13 protein-coding genes and 1 pseudogene are annotated in these 18,160 nt (G+C 71.1%); 6 read left to right on the top strand and 8 right to left on the bottom strand.

The annotated features are described in order from the left end of the window. Position 1: 1 nt before the first annotated feature. Both OG524_RS12645 and OG524_RS12640 read right to left on the bottom strand, forming a co-directional pair. Positions 2-3,181 carry a type 2 lanthipeptide synthetase LanM family protein gene (locus tag OG524_RS12645; protein WP_405393217.1) on the bottom strand — a complete coding sequence of 1,060 codons (3,180 nt, stop codon included), beginning with the start codon at positions 3,179-3,181 and terminating at the stop codon, positions 2-4. A 211-nt stretch (positions 3,182-3,392) separates the two neighbouring features. Next, positions 3,393-4,457: a LacI family DNA-binding transcriptional regulator gene (locus tag OG524_RS12640; protein ID WP_405390754.1), complete on the bottom strand. Its 1,065-nt coding sequence runs from the start codon at positions 4,455-4,457 to the stop codon at positions 3,393-3,395. Positions 4,458-4,568: 111 nt separating this feature from the next. Here OG524_RS12640 and OG524_RS12635 point away from each other — a divergent pair, with 111 nt between their 5' ends. Genes OG524_RS12635 through OG524_RS12625 form a run of 3 tightly spaced genes read left to right on the top strand, consistent with a single transcriptional unit; the run spans position 4,569 to position 7,689 of the window. Then, positions 4,569-5,720, top strand: coding sequence for a Gfo/Idh/MocA family protein (locus OG524_RS12635; RefSeq protein WP_405390755.1), 1,152 nt, complete (start codon positions 4,569-4,571; stop codon positions 5,718-5,720). Next, a complete protein-coding gene (locus tag OG524_RS12630; protein WP_405390756.1) occupies positions 5,717-6,859 on the top strand; it encodes a dihydrodipicolinate synthase family protein in 1,143 nt (380 codons plus the stop codon). Before OG524_RS12635 ends, OG524_RS12630 begins: the two co-directional genes overlap by 4 nt. Further along, the gene (locus tag OG524_RS12625; RefSeq protein WP_405390757.1) at positions 6,856-7,689 is read left to right on the top strand and encodes a sugar phosphate isomerase/epimerase family protein; all 834 of its coding nucleotides are present in this window, start codon (positions 6,856-6,858) and stop codon (positions 7,687-7,689) included. Before OG524_RS12630 ends, OG524_RS12625 begins: the two co-directional genes overlap by 4 nt. A gap of 256 nt (positions 7,690-7,945) precedes the next feature. Here the strand turns inward: OG524_RS12625 and OG524_RS12620 are convergent, their stop codons facing one another. Both OG524_RS12620 and OG524_RS12615 read right to left on the bottom strand, forming a co-directional pair. Beyond that, positions 7,946-8,452, bottom strand: coding sequence for a DUF6584 family protein (locus OG524_RS12620; protein WP_405810242.1), 507 nt, complete (start codon positions 8,450-8,452; stop codon positions 7,946-7,948). A 181-nt stretch (positions 8,453-8,633) separates the two neighbouring features. Continuing rightward, positions 8,634-9,017 carry a winged helix-turn-helix transcriptional regulator gene (locus tag OG524_RS12615; RefSeq protein ID WP_405390759.1) on the bottom strand — a complete coding sequence of 128 codons (384 nt, stop codon included), beginning with the start codon at positions 9,015-9,017 and terminating at the stop codon, positions 8,634-8,636. A gap of 124 nt (positions 9,018-9,141) precedes the next feature. On the opposite strand from OG524_RS12615, the gene OG524_RS12610 reads away from it, so the two are divergent. Continuing rightward, positions 9,142-9,549, top strand: coding sequence for a RidA family protein (locus OG524_RS12610; RefSeq protein WP_405810240.1), 408 nt, complete (start codon positions 9,142-9,144; stop codon positions 9,547-9,549). A 161-nt stretch (positions 9,550-9,710) separates the two neighbouring features. Here OG524_RS12610 and OG524_RS12605 read toward each other — a convergent pair. Further along, positions 9,711-9,944 (bottom strand): annotated as a pseudogene (locus tag OG524_RS12605) (class I SAM-dependent methyltransferase); the annotation flags it as partial. A gap of 132 nt (positions 9,945-10,076) precedes the next feature. Between OG524_RS12605 and OG524_RS12600 the strand changes: the two are divergent. Beyond that, entirely contained in the window at positions 10,077-12,308 is a 2,232-nt protein-coding gene (locus OG524_RS12600; RefSeq protein WP_405812453.1) for an ATP-dependent RecD-like DNA helicase, read from the top strand. A gap of 198 nt (positions 12,309-12,506) precedes the next feature. Then, the gene (locus OG524_RS12595; RefSeq protein ID WP_405390761.1) at positions 12,507-13,805 is read left to right on the top strand and encodes a citrate synthase; all 1,299 of its coding nucleotides are present in this window, start codon (positions 12,507-12,509) and stop codon (positions 13,803-13,805) included. Positions 13,806-14,373: 568 nt separating this feature from the next. Here the strand turns inward: OG524_RS12595 and OG524_RS12590 are convergent. The 3 genes from OG524_RS12590 to OG524_RS12580 all read right to left on the bottom strand — a co-directional run bounded on the left by OG524_RS12590 (position 14,374) and on the right by OG524_RS12580 (position 18,108). Continuing rightward, positions 14,374-16,791 (bottom strand): heavy metal translocating P-type ATPase, encoded by a 2,418-nt coding sequence (locus OG524_RS12590; protein WP_405390762.1) that lies wholly within the window; start codon positions 16,789-16,791, stop codon positions 14,374-14,376. A gap of 136 nt (positions 16,792-16,927) precedes the next feature. Next, positions 16,928-17,233, bottom strand: coding sequence for a heavy-metal-associated domain-containing protein (locus OG524_RS12585; RefSeq protein ID WP_405390763.1), 306 nt, complete (start codon positions 17,231-17,233; stop codon positions 16,928-16,930). Between the two features lie 89 nt (positions 17,234-17,322). Next, entirely contained in the window at positions 17,323-18,108 is a 786-nt protein-coding gene (locus tag OG524_RS12580) for a TetR/AcrR family transcriptional regulator (protein ID WP_405810237.1), read from the bottom strand. Positions 18,109-18,160 lie beyond the last annotated feature (52 nt).

The raw sequence follows: 18,160 nt of genomic DNA, 5'->3' as shown, positions 1-18,160 counted from the left end.
CTCATCTGACTGGTCGACAACGGAGGGTGGAAGGGGACGTCGTCCCCGTGGTGGCCCCGGTGGAGGGGCGCATGAGCAGTGCCGGGCCGATCCGGTCGGGGAATCCCGCCCGCAGCAGCCCGTGTCCTATTCCCGCAAGGCCGGTGAGCAGCCCGGGATGAGGTACGTGCCCGGGCGTCCCGCAGTGCGGTCCCGCCCGGTCGGCGGCGGCCAGGAGTGTTCCGGTCCGGCGCACCCAGTGGGCGCGGACGCCCGGCAGGGCGCCGTGGCCGAGGAGCTCCAGCACACCCAGCTCGCCGTGGCAGAGGCTGTCGTTGGCCGGCGGTGGTGCCTCCGCCAGCTCGCCGGCCCGGGCGGCGAGCCAGCCGGACAGCTCCGGATCGGCCAGCGCGTCGGGGCTGTCGGCGACCGCGAGCGCGATCCCGGCCGCACCGTCGCACCAGGCCTGCCCGCCGCCCGCGCCGGAGACCGCGCGACGCAGGGCGTGCAGGCCGGCGGCGCGGTGACGGGACGCTCCGGGGGCGGGTGCGGGGTCGCGTTCGTTCCTTGCCCCGGACCCGGCTCGGGCTGCGGCCTCCGCCTGCCCCTCCGCTTCGGCCTCGGCTTCCGCTCCGGCGAAGCGCAGCAGTGCCCAGCCGATGCCCGCGGCTCCTTCGGCGAAGCCCCCGGCTTCCGGGAGCGGCGCCGCCGCGATCCGCTCCGCGCACCGCTCGGCGCCCCGCCAGGCCTCGGCCCGGCCGGTGGCCCGGTGCACCGCGAGCAGCGACACCAGCCCGCCCGCCGCACCGCCGCGCACCCCGTACCCGGCCTCCGCCGGACCCGCCGCGCAGCACAGCCGGGTGGCCGGTCCCGCCCAGTCCAGCACCTGGCGGTCGTCCAGCAGGACTCCCACCTCGGTCAGCGCGTACGCGATACCACCGAGTCCGGCGAAGGCACCCGAACCGAGCAGCCCGAGGTCGTCCACCCGCTCATGGAGGGCGTCCAGCAGCCCGGGGACGGGGGCCAGCGCCTCGCGGGCCGCTTCGGCATACCGCGACACCCCGGTCAGGGACGCCAGTTGGGCCAGGAAGAGCGCCGGTCCCGTGTAGCCGCCCGCGAGGTCCGCCGCCATCGGGGTGAGCCGCCAGTAGCGTTCGCCGAGCAGTTCCAGGCCGATCCAGTTGGTGCGGCCCCCGTGGTGGTAGGCCAGCGAGACGAGCTGGTCCCCCACCGACCGCGCGGCGGAGAGCAGGCGCTCCGGTTCCGGCGCGGTGGCCACGGTCAGCGGCCGGAGGCCGGTACCTGCCCGGTGCGCGGGCTCGGGGGAGGTGCTGACCATGGCGGCGCGGATGACGCGCTCCTGGTCCTGCCGGTCCACGGTGTCCAGGGCGCGCACCTTCGCCTCGACCCGCGCCAGCCCGGTGGCGGCCTCGGGACCCGGGACCCGGCGTCCGGTACCGCTCCACAGGTCCGTGGAGTCCGGCCTGGCGGCGAACACCGGTACGTCCCCGTGCCACAGCTCCGCGATCTCCTCGTCCTCCAGCCCCGGCAGCGCGGTGCTGCCCAGGGACGGGGTCCGCAGCAGCGCGAAGATCCGGTGCCGTTCGGCGGCGTCCCGCATCAGATCGGGGTGGGTGGACTCGTCCAGCAGGGTGGTGTACGTCCAGGTCGGCCGGGGCACGACACGTATCTCGTCCCCGGCGAAGAGGCGCAACAACCCCTTCTCGCCCAGGAGTTCACTCCGGGCTTCACTGACGGCCGTGTAACCCGCCCGGAATCCGTCGCACAGGGCCTCGGTGAACGAGGAGGGGTCGGCCGGAATCCCGCCGAGCCGGGGCCGGTTGGCCGACTCGGTGAACCGGCCGGCCTTCCGGACCAGCCGCATCCCGTCCGTCCCCGCCGCCGCCCAGCCCGCCGTCTCGATGGGGGAGTGGCCCGCCCGGCCGCCGCCGATCGCGGACATGTCGAGCGCGGTCGTGTCCCCGACGAGTAACTGGGGCAGCAGCCCGACGCGGTGCACCGAGGCGTGCAGCGCCCGAGCGGCCGGATCGGAGGACCGGGCCGGGACCAGCGGCGGATGGAACAGGGTCTCCACATCGACCAGGACGGGGTGCGGGCCGCAGGCGATCAGGTTCTCGTGGTGCAGGTCGGTGCCGTCCAGCATGTGCAGGAGCGCCAGCAGGGCGCCCTGACGCCGGTAGAAGCGGGTGGTCTCCTCCGTCGACTCGCAGGGCCGCTCCTCGACGAACTCGACCCAGCCGTACGCACCCCGGTCCAGCACCCTCGGGGTCCGCAGACCGGGCGTCGCGGGCAGTGAGTTGAACCATTCGACCAGGGTGTTGAAGTGCTGGTGGGCGGCGAGCGGGCGCGGCTTGTACACCAGCCGGGAGCCGTCGCCGAACCGCAGCAGCATCACCGACCTGCCCCCGCGGTGACTGTCACCCGCTCCGGCCTCGACCCCGGTCGGCCCCCCGGGCTCCCGGTCACCGAGGGCCCCGGCGCCCCGGTCGCCCAGCACCCCGGAGGCCCGCAGCAGCTCCCGGTCGGCCGCGAGCCTCCCCAGCATCTCCGCGAACGCCTCGGCCGCGTTCATGCTCGCCCGCGCCATGATCCGGGCCAGCACGGGATACCGGGTGACGAGCGAGGCGAGACCGGACCGGCGTGCCGTCAGCCGGAGGAAGTCCCGGAACCGCTCCCGCGTCCCGTCCCCGCCGAGCCGGCCGTCCCGCCGTGCCTCGTGCAGCTCCAGCACCAGCGTCCGGGCCGCGAGCCGGGCCAGGCGAGGGGCCAGATGGCACCGGAAGTCGTCCAGCACGGCGGCGGAGCACATCACGGGCCCGGACGCGTCGACTTCGGGCGTGACCGGCCCGCCCGCGCTCCCGCCCCAGGTCTGCCCGGCCACCTGTCCCGCCACCCGGTGGGCCGCCCGTGCCGCGAACGGTGCCACGACCAGCTCGAAGCCGGTCAGCCCCGGGTACTCCCGGTCCGGGACCACCACGTCGCGCGGTGCGTCCGCCACCACGTCCCGGACGAACACCGCCCAGTCGGGCTCCTCGGCGGGCCGCTGCCCGACGACACCGGACAACCACCACGGATCGCCGCCGTGCCCCCGGGGACCGAGAAGGCCGGAGGCGTCCGGCGCGTGCTGTTCCGCGCCGACGGCACTCGCGCGCCCGGCCGGCACATCAGGAAGAGAGGCGATCGGGTTCGCTCTGCCGTTCGGATCCTTCTGCGCCACCGCACACACCCCCCTGGCCCGGGGAGGCCTACCGGTCCTCCCGCACCCCATCCTGGGGGCGGGAGCGGGCCCGGCGCATGGGGGAGTCGCCCCCATCTTTAGGGTGCGTGGGCGACGGAGACGCAGGTGCTCCCTGAGCGGACGTACCGTCACATCCATCGCAGCGACGGATGGTTCACCCCCGGGGCGGAGCCGTGGACCCCCGCACCATCAGTTCCGCCTCGATCGTCGCGATGCCCCCCGGCGGCGGTGTCTCCTTGCCCATGGCCAGCCGCCCCGCCCGCGCGCCCGCCTCGAACAGCGGCAGCCGTACGGTCGTCAGGGCCGGCACCGCGTCCACGGAGAACGGCAGGTCGTCGAAACCGGCCACCGACACGTCCTCCGGGATGCGCAGCCCGCGGTCCCGGATCGCCGCACCGGCACCCAGCGCCACGGTGTCGTTCGCGGCGACGACCGCCGTCACCTCCGGTGCGCGGCGCAGGAGTTCGAGCGTCGCGTCGTAGCCGGAGCGCCGGTCGTACGGGCCGTGCACGGTGAGGTTCTCCTCGTCCGCGTACAGCCCCGCCGCCTTCATCGCCTCACGGTGGCCCTCCAGGCGGTGCCGGGTCGTGGTGCGTTCCAGCGGGCCCGCGACGTAACCGATCCGCCGGTGGCCGAGCTCCAGCAGGTGTTCGGTGAGGCACCGGCCGCCGCCCCGGTTGTCGAAGGCCAGCGCGGCCACGACCGCGTCCGTGTCCGGCAGCGGCGGACGCCCGCAGAAGACGATCCGGGTGCCCGCGTCCGCGAGCTTCGCCAACTTCGCGGCCATGGCGGCCTGATGGGCGGGATCCTCCAGCGCGCCACCGGTGAGGACGACGGCCGCGGCACGCTGGCGCTGGAGCAGCGTGAGATAGGTGAGCTCACGCTCGGGGGAGCCCCCGGTGTTGCACACGACGGCGAGCTTCTCGCCGCCCCCACGGCCGGAGCCGTCCCCGGGACCGCCGATCTCGCTCTGCGCGGCGCCCGCCATGATTCCGAAGAACGGGTCGGCGATGTCGTTGACGAGGATCCCGACGAGGTCGGACGTGGCGGCGGCGAGGGAGCTGGCCGGGCCGTTCAGCACGTAGTCCAGATCGTCCACCGCGCGCAGGACCCGGTCCCGGGTGGACGCGGCGACCGGATAGTTGCCGTTCAGCACACGGGACACGGTGGCCGGGGACACCCGGGCGCGGGCCGCCACGTCCGCCAGGGTGACTGTCATCGCTGTCCTCCGAGGAGTTGTGGAGCGGCCCCTCTTGTCCGGGCCGCTGTCGGCAGGCTAGCGTCATACCGAATAGAAAGCGCTTGCTACGGCTGTATGGAGGGAACTTTCGTGACACGCAGGACAGTGCGCATCGCCATGAACGGCGTCACGGGACGCATGGGATACCGGCAGCACCTGGTGCGCTCGATCCTCGCGATCCGCGAGCAGGGCGGCCTCGACCTCGGCGACGGCGAGGTGCTGTGGCCCGAGCCCGTCCTCGTCGGCCGCCGCGCCCACGCGCTGGAGGCGCTCGCCGCACAGCACGGTCTGACCGAGTGGTCGACCGACCTCGACGCGGTGCTCGCCGACGAGTCGATCGACATCTACTTCGACGCCCAGGTCACCTCCGCCCGCGTCGACGCGATCAAGAAGGCGATCGCGGCGGGCAAGCACATCTACACCGAGAAGCCCACCGCCACGGACGTCGAGGGCGCGCTCGAACTCGCCCGCCTCGCCCGCGACGCCGGAATCAAGCACGGCGTCGTCCAGGACAAGATCTTCCTGCCGGGCCTGCTGAAGCTGAAGCGCCTCATCGACGGCGGCTTCTTCGGCGAGATCCTCTCCGTGCGCGGGGAGTTCGGCTACTGGGTCTTCGAGGGCGACTGGCAGGACGCCCAGCGGCCGTCCTGGAACTACCGCGCGGAGGACGGCGGCGGCATCGTCGTCGACATGTTCCCGCACTGGGAGTACGTCCTGCACGAGCTGTTCGGCCAGGTCACGAGCGTGTCCGCGCACGTGCAGACACACATCCCGCAGCGCTGGGACGAGCAGGGCAAGCCCTACGCCGCCACCGCCGACGACGCCGCGTACGGCACCTTCCAGCTGGCGGGCGGCGCCGTCGCCCAGATCAACTCCTCCTGGGCGGTCCGCGTCAACCGCGACGAGCTCGTCGAGTTCCAGGTCGACGGCACCCACGGCTCCGCCGTCGCCGGACTGCGCAACTGCCGCGTCCAGCACCGCTCGGCCACACCCAAGCCCGTCTGGAACCCCGACCTGCCGGTCACCGAGCCGTTCCGCGACCAGTGGCAGGAAGTCCCCGACAACGCCGTCTTCGACAACGGCTTCAAGGCCCAGTGGGAGCTCTTCCTGCGCCACATCGTCCTCGACGAGCCCTACAGCTGGGACCTGATGGCCGGCGCGCGCGGTGTCCAGCTCGCCGAGCTCGGCCTCAAGTCCTCCGCCGAGGGCCGCCGCTTCGACGTACCGGAGCTGAGCCTGTGACCATCCACCTCCCGCAGGGGCCCTACGAGCCCCGCACCACCCCGCTCGACCTCGCACCGGGCAGCGCCGCGCTCGCCTCCCGTACGGTCTTCTCCGCAGCCCACGTCGTCGCCGACCCGTACGCCGACGTGAGCCCCGACGCTCCCGCCGTCGTCGACTGGGACGCCACCCTCGCCTTCCGCCGCCACCTCTGGTCGCACGGCCTGGGCGTCGCGGAGGCCATGGACACCGCGCAGCGCGGCATGGGCCTCGACTGGGCGGGCGCCGCGGAGCTGATCCGCCGGTCGTCCGCCGAGGCGAAGTCCGTCGGCGGCAGGATCGCCTGCGGTGTCGGCACCGACCAGCTCACCGGCCCCGCGACGCTCGCAGAGGTGCGTGCGGCGTACGAGGAGCAACTGGCCCTCGTCGAGGAGAGCGGCGCCCAGGCCATCCTGATGGCTTCCCGCGCGCTGGCCGCCGCGGCGAAGGGCCCCGAGGACTACCTGGAGACGTACGCCCATCTCCTGCGCCAGGCCACCGAACCGGTCGTCCTGCACTGGCTCGGACCGATGTTCGACCCCGCGCTGGAGGGCTACTGGGGTTCCCCGGACCTCGACGCCGCCACCGACACCTTCCTGAAGGTCATCGCGGAGCACCCGGACAAGGTCGACGGCATCAAGATGTCGCTCCTGGACGCCGAACGCGAGATCGACGTACGCCGCAGGCTGCCCGGCGGGGTGCGCTGCTACACCGGCGACGACTTCAACTACCCCGAGCTGATCGCGGGCGACGACCGGGGCTTCAGCCACGCCCTGCTCGGCATCTTCGACCCGCTGGGCCCGCTGGCCGCCCACGCGGTCCGGGTACTGGACACCGGTGACGTGGACGGCTTCCGCGCCCTCCTCGACCCCACCGTCGAGCTGTCCCGTCACCTCTTCCAGGCGCCGACGCGCTACTACAAGACGGGCGTGGTCCTCCTCGCCTGGCTGGCGGGCCACCAGGAGCACTTCACGATGGTCGGCGGCCTGCAGTCCGCTCGCTCGCTGCCGCACCTGGCGAAGGCGTACGAACTGGCGGACCGGCTGGGCCTGTTCCCGGACCCCCAGCTGGCCGAGTCCCGGATGCGCGCCCTGCTGACCGTCCACGGAGGAAGCCGATGAGCACCGACCTGTCCCGTCTGTCCATCAACCAGGAGACGGTCCGGCAGCTGTCCCTGCCGGAGCTCGTCGAGGGCTGCGCCAAGGAGGGCATCGGCAACGTCGGCCTGTGGCGCGCCCCGGTGCAGGAGTACGGCATCGAGCGCGCGGGGCAGCTGATGAAGGACGCCGGCCTCACCGTCACCAGCCTCTGCCGCGGCGGCTTCCTCACCGCGACCGACCCCGCGGAACGCGCCCGGGCACTGGACGACAACCGTGCGGCGGTCGACGAGGCGGCGGGCGTGAACACCGACACCCTCGTCCTGGTCTCCGGCGGCCTCCCGCCCGGCGAGAAGGACCTGCACGCCGCCCGGGAGCGCATCGCCGACGCACTGGCGGAACTGGCACCGTACGCCGCGGAGCGCGGCATCCGTCTCGCGATCGAGCCGCTGCACCCGATGTTCGCCTCGGACCGCTGCGTCGTCTCCACCCTGGCCCAGGCCCTCGACCTCGCGGAACGCTTCCCCGCGGAGCAGGTCGGCGTGGTCGTCGACGCCTACCACATCTGGTGGGACGACCAGGCGCCCGCACAGATCGCCCGGGCGGGCGCGGGCGGCCGGATCCACTCCTTCCAGCTCGCCGACTGGATCACCCCGCTCCCGGCGGGAGTTCTGGTGGGCCGGGGTCAACTGGGCGACGGCAGCGTGGACTTCCGTACGATGCGCCGCCAGGTCGAGGCGGCCGGCTTCGACGGACCGATCGAGGTCGAGATCTTCAACGAGGACCTGTGGGCCCGTGACGGCACCGACGTACTGGCCGAAGTCGCGTCCCGCTACCTGGAACATGCCTGCTGAGAGTCCTGCCGACAGGCACGGGTAAAGAGAGCGTCAAGGCGTACAACCATTTCGCACCATGCCCTGTCGTACTCGGCGTCGGGACTTCCGGGGAGGGGTCCGGGGGGATCGGGAAGCCCGACGGAGGGGGAAAGCGAGGGGGGTCCGGCCTGGTGGCCGGGCCCCATTCCGCTTCCTGGGGCAGCCGAACACGGAGATCGGCAACCCCTGACCACCCGCCTCACCTGACCACCACGCCTCACCTGACCACCACGCCTCAGTCGAACAGGTCGACGAGACCGTTCACCCAGATCGAGCAGAACGCGAGCACGAGGACCAGGCATCCCACCTTCGCGACGGACTCGGTGAACGAGCTCTTCCCCGGCTCGCCGCCGGAAGGGTCCAGGTGCGTGTCCCAGTCGACGGACCGGCCGAGGGCGGCGCTCGCAGCGATGCGCAGGGATGCCAACTGCTGCGCGGCGAAGGCGGAATCGGCCGCGGTCTCCGGGCCGCGCCAGGCCAGCGCCCTCATCCTGCGCACCGGATCGGCGTACCGCTCCTCGAAGGCGGCCGTCTCCTGCGGAGTGCGGTCCTCCTCCAGGTACATCCAGCGCCCGGCCTCGGCATCCTCGCCGTACAGCCGGTAGACCTCCGCCAGGCGCCGACGCGGCGCCTGCTCGCGGGGGAAGGACGAGACCAGCCCACGCAGCCGCTGCCGTGCCACGGGTATCCGTCCGACGGCCAGGTCCGCGTCGACGCGCGCAAGTGTTCCGGCGAGTGTCATGGGCGCATTCTCGACGAGCAACGGCCCGGCGAACGAACGGATTTCAGGACACCCGGACTCGTACGACACGCAAGTGCGCGGCGTGGCGGGGGCGGATCAGCCCCGCGGCGCCCGCCCGGTCCAGGCCCATGCCGCACCGCCCGGGGCCGCGACCGCTTTCCCGGTCTGTGCGCACCACCCGTCAGCCGTCGAATTCGCTCCGAGCCGCCTCGATGTGGCCGATGTGCCGGTGGGTCCAGTCGCACATCACGTCGACCGTCTTCCGCAGCCCCTGACCCGGCTCGGTCAGCGTGTACTCGACCTTCGGCGGGACCGTGGGGTACACGGTCCGCTCGACCAGGCCGTTGCGCTCCAGCATGCGCAGGTTCTGGGTGAGCATCTTGTGGCTGATGCCCTCGACCTCGCCCCGCACCTCACCGAAGCGCAGGGTGCGGTCGCCCAGTGCCTCGATGATCAGGAGCGCCCACTTGTCGGCGACGTCCGAGAAGATCTCCCGCGCCAGGGAGTCCGCGCGCCTCAAATCTGCCTGGGCCTCGGGCGAGCCCTTGAACTGCTTGGTAACCATCAGGTTCCCCAGTCACTGAAAAGTGCGTTCTTCCACGTCAGCCCACACTCTCCTACGGTTCCTGAGTAACCACAAGAGAGCACGCGCAGGCCGCTGGGGCCCGCGTGACAAGGAGGCGGACGGCATGGCCATCACCCTGACGAACCCCACGGGGCTGCCGGAGATCGACGTCTACCGACAGGTGTCGGTCGCGACCGGGACGAAGCTGGTCTTCATCGCCGGGCAGGTCGCCTGGGACGCCGACGGAACCACCGTCGGGGAAGGCGACCTGGCCGCCCAGGTCGAGCGGTGCTACCTCAACATCGGCACCGCCCTCGCCGGAATCGGCGGCACCTTCGAGGACGTGGCGAAACTGACCGTCCACGTCGTCGACTGGACGTCCGACAAGATGCCCCTGCTCCTGGAGGGGATCTCCCGGGCGTCCGCGAAGCTGGGCATCACCCCCGTACCGCCCGCCACGCTGCTGGGCGTCGCGGCACTGGACGTCCCCGAGCACCTGGTCGAGATCGAAGCCACCGCGGTCATCGACTGAGGGCTGCTGGGAAGGTCGTTGGGGAGTTACGGACGCCCGTATCGGACATATGGTGCCGTTTCCCGTCCGTAACTCCGCAGCGACTCTCAAACGGCTCCGGGGAGCGGGTTCTGGAACAGGGCGGACCAGAGGAAGTGCTTGCCGAAGCGGGGGGAGTCGGCTGGCTCGTCCCGCATCCGGCGCAGCGACGCGCGGGCGGGATCGACGCCGACGGCCTCCACACCGCGCTCGGCCAGCAGGAGGGCGAACACCCCGGTCCCGCACCCGATGTCCAGCACCCGGCGCGCCCCGAACTCCTCGGCCATCAGCAGGTAGGCGTCGAGGTCACCGCGATCGGGGTCGAGCGGGTCGTAGACCGCGGCGAGCCGGGGGTGCGCGAAGCATTCGTCAGCCATGCGGCCGAAGGTATGCGGAGTGGGCCGCCTCCGCCACGGCCGTGCGGCCGGCTCCGCCCGTCGCCGCCGAGCGGCCGACGCCCTCGCCCGCGTGATGTCGGTGCCGACCGGTACCGTCACTTCATGTCCACCGTGCCCAACATGGCCGTACTCGAAGGCGTCCTGGAGCGGATCACCTACGCCAACGAGGAGAACGGCTACACCGTGGCCCGCGTCGACACCGGGCGCGGGATGAACGACCTGCTCACCGTCGTCGGTTCGCTGCTCGGTGCGCAGCCGGGCGAGTCCCTGCGGATGGAGGGGCGTTGGGGCTCCCATCCACAGTTCGGGAAGCAGTTCACCGTCGAGAACTACACGACGATCCTCCCCGCCACGATCCAGGGCATCCGCCGCTACCTCGGATCGGGCCTGATCAAGGGCATCGGTCCCGTCATGGCCGACCGCATCACCACGTACTTCGGCGTCGACACCCTGGACATCATCGAGCAGCAGCCCAAGAGGCTCGTCGAGGTGCCCGGCCTGGGCCCGAAGCGGACGAAGATGATCGCCGCGGCCTGGGAGGAGCAGAAGGCGATCAAGGAGGTCATGGTCTTCCTCCAGACCGTGGGCGTCTCCACGTCCATCGCCGTCCGCATCTACAAGAAGTACGAGGACGCCTCGATCTCCGTCGTGAAGAACCAGCCCTACCGGCTGGCCGCCGACGTCTGGGGCATCGGCTTCCTCACCGCCGACCGCATCGCCCAGGCCGTCGGCATTCCGCACGACAGCCCGGAGCGGGTCAAGGCCGGGCTGCAGTACGCGCTGTCCCAGTCCACCGACCAGGGGCACTGCTTCCTGCCCGAGGAGCGGCTGATCGCGGACGCGGTGAAGCTCCTCCAGGTGGACACCGGCCTCGTCATCGACTGCCTGGCCGAACTCGCCGAGGACCCCGAGGGCGTCGTACGGGAGAAGGTGCCGGGGCCCGAGGACGGGCAGCCCGTCACCGCCGTGTACCTGGTGCCGTTCCATCGCGCCGAGATCTCCCTCGCCGCCCAGGTGCAGCGCCTGCTGCGTACGCCGGAGGACCGCATGCCGGCCTTCCAGGACGTCGCATGGGACAAGGTGCTGGCCTGGCTCGCGCGGCGTACGGGAGCCACCCTCGCCCCCGAGCAGGAGGCGGCCGTCCGGCTCGCGCTCAGCCGGAAGGTCGCCGTCCTCACGGGCGGTCCCGGCTGCGGCAAGTCGTTCACGGTCCGGTCCGTCGTCGAGCTGGCCCGTGCCAAGAACGCGAAGGTGGTGCTGGCCGCACCCACCGGGCGGGCGGCGAAGCGGCTCTCGGAGCTGACCGGCGCCGAGGCGTCCACCGTGCACCGGCTGCTGGAGCTGAAGCCGGGCGGGGACGCGGCCTACGACCGGGAACGGCCGCTGGACGCCGACCTGGTCGTCGTCGACGAGGCGTCGATGCTCGACCTGCTGCTCGCCAACAAACTCGTCAAGGCGGTGGCACCCGGTGCCCACCTCCTGCTCGTGGGCGACGTCGACCAGCTTCCCTCGGTCGGCGCGGGGGAGGTGCTGCGGGACCTGCTCGCCGACGGCGGCCCGGTGCCGGCGGTCCGGCTGACCACGATCTTCCGCCAGGCCCAGCAGTCCGGAGTCGTCACCAACGCCCACCGGATCAACTCGGGGGTCCCGCCGCTCACCCAGGGGCTGAGCGACTTCTTCCTCTTCGTGGAGGACGAGACGGAGGACGCCGGGGTGCTCGCCGTGGACGTCGCGGCCCGTCGCATCCCCGCCAAATTCGGCCTGAACCCCCGCCGTGACGTGCAGGTTCTCGCCCCCATGCACCGCGGTCCGGCAGGCGCCGGTCATCTCAACGGCCTCCTCCAGCAGGCCATCACCCCCGGCCGCCCCGACCTGCCCGAGAAGCGTTTCGGCGGCCGGGTCTTCCGGGTCGGCGACAAGGTCACCCAGATCCGCAACAACTACGACAAGGGGGAGAACGGCGTCTTCAACGGCACGGTCGGAGTCGTCACCGCCCTCGACACGGACGAGCAGAAGCTCACCGTCCTCACGGACGAGGACGAGGAGATCGTGTACGACTTCGACGAGCTCGACGAGCTCGCCCACGCCTACGCGATGACGATCCACCGCTCCCAGGGCAGCGAATACCCGGCCGTCGTCATCCCCGTCACCACGAGCGCGTGGATGATGCTGCAGCGGAACCTGCTGTACACGGCTGTGACCAGGGCCAAGAAGCTTGTTGTACTGGTGGGTTCACGCAAGGCCATCGGTCAGGCGGTACGCACGGTTTCCGCAGGCAGACGCTGTACGGCACTGGATTTCCGGCTTCGTGGCGGGCCGGGCGAAGACTTCGCGGAAAAATGATCGATCAAAACGGTGGGAAACATCACTGAGACCTTCCGGAACCGGATTTCAGGGGGCAGGATGAGTAAGTTGGCGGCACTCAGTGCCGTCGGTAGGTCCAATGGACGACCCCGAGTGCACTCTCCTGAGCCAAATGGGGGAGGGTGGAGAACAGTCAGGGCACCTCGAAGAAGAGGCACTACGTCGGTGAGGGATGACGTGAGCGAGCACACCAACAACGCTGTAGTACTGCGGTACGGCGATGACGAGTACACCTACCCGGTGATCGACAGCACCGTCGGCGACAAGGGCTTCGACATCGGGAAGCTCCGGGCCAATACGGGCCTGGTCACGCTGGACAGCGGATACGGCAACACGGCCGCATATAAATCCGCCATCACCTATCTCGACGGCGAGCAGGGCATCCTGCGGTACCGCGGTTACCCGATCGAGCAGCTCGCGGAGAGCTCGACGTTCCTCGAGGTCGCCTACACGCTGATCAACGGTGAGCTTCCCAAGGCCGACGAGCTGTCGGACTTCAAGAACGAGATCACCCAGCACACGCTGCTGCACGAGGACGTCAAGCGGTTCTTCGACGGCTTCCCGCGCGACGCCCACCCGATGGCCATGCTGTCCTCGGTCGTCAGCGCGCTGTCCACGTTCTACCAGGACAGCCACAACCCGTTCGACGAGGAGCAGCGCCACCTCTCCACGATCCGGCTGCTGGCCAAGCTCCCGACGATCGCGGCGTACGCGTACAAGAAGTCGATCGGTCACCCGTTCGTCTACCCGCGCAACGACCTCGGCTACGTCGAGAACTTCCTGCGCATGACCTTCTCGGTGCCGGCCCAGGAGTACGTGCCGGACCCGGTCGTCGTCTCGGCGCTGGAGAAGCTGCTCATCCTGCACGCGGACCACGAGCAGAACTGTTCGACCTCCACCGTGCGTCTGGTCGGCTCCTCGCAGGCGAACATGTTCGCCTCGATCTCCGCCGGTATCTCGGCGCTGTGGGGCCCGCTGCACGGTGGCGCCAACCAGTCGGTGCTGGAGATGCTCGAGGGCATCCAGGCCAACGGTGGCGACGTCGACTCCTTCATCCAGAAGGTGAAGAACAAGGAGGACGGCGTCCGCCTGATGGGCTTCGGCCACCGGGTGTACAAGTCCTTCGACCCGCGCGCCAAGATCATCAAGGCTGCGGCCCACGACGTGCTGTCGTCGCTCGGCAAGTCGGACGAGCTGCTCGACATCGCGCTCAAGCTGGAGGAGCACGCGCTCAACGACGAGTACTTCGTCTCGCGCAACCTCTACCCCAACGTGGACTTCTACACGGGCCTGATCTACCGGGCCATGGGCTTCCCGAGCGAGATGTTCACCGTGCTCTTCGCGATCGGCCGTCTCCCCGGCTGGATCGCCCAGTGGCACGAGATGATCAAGGAGCCGGGATCCCGCATCGGCCGCCCGCGTCAGATCTACACCGGTGAGGTCCTGCGCGACTTCGTCCCGGTCGAGGGCCGCTGAACCAGGCTTCCCCGGAGCTGCCGCACCACCTGAAGTACCTCTCGCGCGACCCGGCCTCTTCGGCCGACTGCCTTCGCCCCGCGTACCACGCTCGCTGACCGGAGCGTGGTGTCCGGGGCGATTCGGCGTTCCGGGGTTCTTTCACGTTCCGGGGCCTCCCGGCCGGCCCTGCGCCGGTGCGAGGCGCGCCCGGCCCCTGGCCGCTGAAGCGAGAAACGCCCCGCCGCCGATCCCCCCACGGGTCGACGGTCAGGGCGCTTCCCATATCCCGGAGCGGATTCCCCCCACGGGATCCGGCCGGGCGTCTGCAGGGAGCCGAAGCCCCCGTTGTTTTTCCGGTGGTGCCTATTCAGTTCGGTACTGCAGTGCGATCTGCCGGGGTACGTACGCACGGGAGGGCCGCTCAAAGCTCCCCGGTGCACGTGCCCCGGCCAACGCTTGCCAGGAGCGTCCCCCAAGACACTCCATCGGACGTCCCCCAAGACATCCTTGGCATCGCACTCTTAGACTCACCAACCCATCAGATGGTTACCCTCGAATCGGTGTGATCTAAGTCTCTTTGTGGAAATTACGTGAAGGAGCGCAACCGTAGACTGTTTGTCACGACGAATACCGACGAAAACGCCATAGCCGCACCTGCGATCATGGGGCTGAGCAGCCCGAACGCAGCCAAAGGCAGTGCGGCCACGTTGTAGCCGAAGGCCCAGAAGAGGTTGCTTCTGATGGTGGACAGCGTACGCCGTGACAGCCGGATGGCGTCAGCGGTCACCTTAAGATCTCCACGAACCAGCGTGAGATCGCTCGCTTCGATCGCCGCGTCCGTCCCGGTACCCATCGACAGGCCCAGATCGGCCACGGCGAGCGCCGCCGCGTCGTTGACCCCGTCACCCACCATCGCCACGGACCGGCCTTCGGCCTGAAGGCTCCTGACGACGGCCACCTTGTCCTCGGGCATGACCTCCGCGTGGACCTCGTCGATACCGACCGCGCGGGCCACCGCGTCCGCCACGGCCCGGTTGTCCCCGGTCAGGAGAATGGGCCTGAGGCCCAGCGCCCGCAGTTCCGCGACGGCCGCCGGGCTGCTGTCCTTCACCGCGTCGGCGACCTCCAGCACCCCCCGCGCCTCCCCGTCCCAGGCGACGACGACGGCCGTACGGCCCTGCTCCGCGGCGCCCGCCAGGGCGTCGGCCAGGGGCGGCGGGAGCGTGATGCCCGCATCGGCGAGCAGCCGGGGCCGGCCGGCCAGGACCTGGTGCCCCTCGACGGTGCCGCGTACCCCGAGACCGGGGACGTTGCCGAAGGACTCGACAGCGGGCAGGCCCGCGGCGGTGCGTTCGGCGGCCCCGGTGGCGACGGCCTGCGCCAGGGGGTGCTCGGAGGCGTGCTCCAGGGCGCCCGCGAGCCGGAGCACGTCGGCCTCGGTCGTCCCGGTGGCCGTGTGGACGGCACCCAGGGTCATGCGGCCGGTGGTCACGGTCCCCGTCTTGTCGAGGACGATCGTGTCCACGCGACGGGTGGTCTCCAGGACTTCGGGGCCCTTGATGAGGATGCCGAGCTGCGCGCCGCGCCCGGTGCCGACCATGAGAGCAGTGGGCGTCGCGAGCCCGAGGGCGCAGGGGCAGGCGATGATCAGGACGGCCACGGCGGCGGTGAACGAGGCCGTGATGTCGTCGGTGGCGAGCAGCCAGGCGACCAGGGTGGCCAGGGCGATCAGCAGCACCACGGGCACGAACACCGCGGAGATCCGGTCCGCGAGGCGCTGGGCGGCGGCCTTGCCGTTCTGGGCGTCCTCGACGAGCCGGGCCATCCGGGCCAGCTGGGTGTCGGCCCCGACACGGGTGGCCTCGACGACGAGCCGCCCGGACACGTTGAGCGTCGCCCCGGCGACGGAGTCGCCCGCGGCGGTGTCCACCGGCACGGACTCGCCGGTGAGCATCGAGGCGTCGACGGCCGAGGAGCCCTCGACGACGGTGCCGTCCGTGGCGATCTTCTCGCCGGGGCGGACGACGAAGCGGTCGCCGACGGCGAGCCGGCCGACCGGGACGCGTACCTCCGCGCCGCCGTGCAGGACGCTCACGTCCTTGGCGCCCAGGTGCATCAGCGCGCGCAGGGCGGAGCCGGCCTTCCGCTTGGACCGCGCCTCCAGGTAGCGGCCCAGCAGGATGAAGCTGACGACTCCGGCCGCCACCTCCAGGTAGATCGTGGAAGCAGGCTCGGAGCGGGTGACGGTGACGTCGAACCCGTGCCGCATCCCCGGCATGCCCGCGTCACCCAGGAACAGTGCCCACACGGACCAGCCGAACGCGGCGAGGGTGCCCACCGACACCAGCGTGTCCATCGTCGCGCCACCGTGCCGCAGATTGGTCCAGGTGGCGCGGTGGAAGGGCAGGCCGCCCCAGACGACGACGGGGGCCGCGAGCGTGAGGGAGAGCCACTGCCAGTTGTCGAACTGCAGGGCGGGGATCATGGCCATCAGGACGACCGGCACGGAGAGCGTCACCGAGACGAGCAGGCGCTGACGCAGTACGGCGAGGGCTTCGGCGGCCGAACGCTCGGCCGGGCTCTCCTCGGCGGCGCCCGTACGGTCCGGTCCATGGGTACCGGTGGTGTCGGCGGAATCGAGGGTGCTGGTGGTGTCGGTGCTTCCGGCCGGCCCGGCGGGTTCGTCGGCCGGGGCGGTCGCCCCGGCTTCCCCGGTACGGGGCGAGGGGTCGCTCGGACGCGGCGCCGGGGCCGCGCGGAGGACGGGCTGTGCGGTGTAGCCGGTCTTCTCGACGGTGGCGACCAGGTCGTCGAGCGTGGTTCCCGGTGTGAAGGAGACGCGGGCCTTCCCGGTCGCGTAGTTGACGGTTGCGGTGACCCCGTCCATGCGGTTGAGCTTCTTCTCCACGCGGGCCGCGCACGAGGCGCAGGTCATCCCGCCGATCGTGAGCTCGGCCTGGGAGGTCTCCGCCGCCGGGACCTCGGCTGCCGTGGTGCTGACCATGTCCGGACTCCTGGGTGAAGCAGGTCGGGCCGTTCCCCACCAGTATCCGCTTGTCCTGGTGACGGACCGGCCCGACGGAAGGTGAGGGGGACAGGTCCGGTCACCGGACCTGTTCCGCAGGGTGGGGCGGGACGGCTCAGGCCAGGCCCACGAGCTCGTAGCCCGCCTCGTCGACGGCGGCGCGCACGGCGTCCTCGGGGAGCGGGGCGGCGGACACCACGGTCACCCGGCCGTCGGCGGCCTCGGCCTTCACCGAGGTGACCCCCTCGATACCGGAGATCTCCTCCGAGACGGCCCCTTCGCAGTGGCCGCAGGTCATGCCCTTCACCTCGTACACGGCGGTGACGCCGCCGATCCGGACCTCGGCCGCCCCGTCCTGGCAGGAACCGGTGGACGAGCAGCAGGAACCGGTGGTCCGGGGGGTATCGGTTTCGGCGGTCATGTCGTTCTCCTCTTCGCAGGCACACATGGACGTGGCATGAGGGGGCACCGGAAGGCGCGGTGTGCCCACCCACATGACAGACTATACCCCTAGGGGGTATCGATTTCCTGTGGTGCCGGTCCGAGGTGCGGGTCGCAGACCAGTGGTTCCAGGTAGCGGTACATCACCGTCTTCAACTCCCTGATGTACGCCTCCCGTTCGGCCCCCTCGTGCGCCATGATCAGGTCGAGGCCGGCCTGGAAGAGGGTGAAGGACATGCTCGCGATGCGGTGGGCCCGGTCGGCGGGGAGCTCCGGAAGGTAGGCGCCGAGCAGCTGCTCGGTCCTGGTGAGCATCGTGGCGTGCAGGGCGTCGTGCTCCTGGGTGATGACGCCCGGGATCTCGGAGCCGTGGGCGAGGACGGTGAACGCCGGGTTCTCACAGTTGAAGGCGATCAGCGGGTCGAGGACCGTGTCCAGGATCCGGTCGAGCGGGAGCTCGAGGTCACCGGGGGAGAAGGCGGTGCCGTACGTCTCCTGCCAGCGGTGCAGCAGCTGGTCGCCGAGCTCGATGGCGATGGCTTCCTTGTTGGGGAAGAACTGGTAGAGCGTGCCCGGCGAGACGCCCGCCTCGCGGGCGATGGCGTTGGTGCTGGCCCCGTTGTAACCGCTGACGCAGAAGACGCTGGCGGCGGCCTTGAGCAGCTGGGCGATGCGGGCCTCGCCGCGCGCCTGGCGCCGGCGCGGCTTGGCGGCTCCGGTGTCCGGGGTGTCCTTGGCGTCCGGGGTGTCCTTGGCCGCGCCGCCCGCCTCGGCTCCGCGGGCCTGCGCGCCCCCTTCGTCCTGCTCGCTGCTCCGTGTGGGCGCAGCGGCCTTCCCTGTTCCGGCCTCCGGCACGGTCGATCCCCAGCTTTCAAGACGCGGTTGACAAATGCGAGAGGCCACTCGC

This window comes from Streptomyces sp. NBC_01520 (assembly GCF_045040375.1).
Lineage (GTDB): Bacteria > Actinomycetota > Actinomycetes > Streptomycetales > Streptomycetaceae > Streptomyces.
The sequence above is the reverse complement of the archived record's forward strand: the minus strand, read 5'-3'. Positions and strand labels throughout refer to the sequence as shown.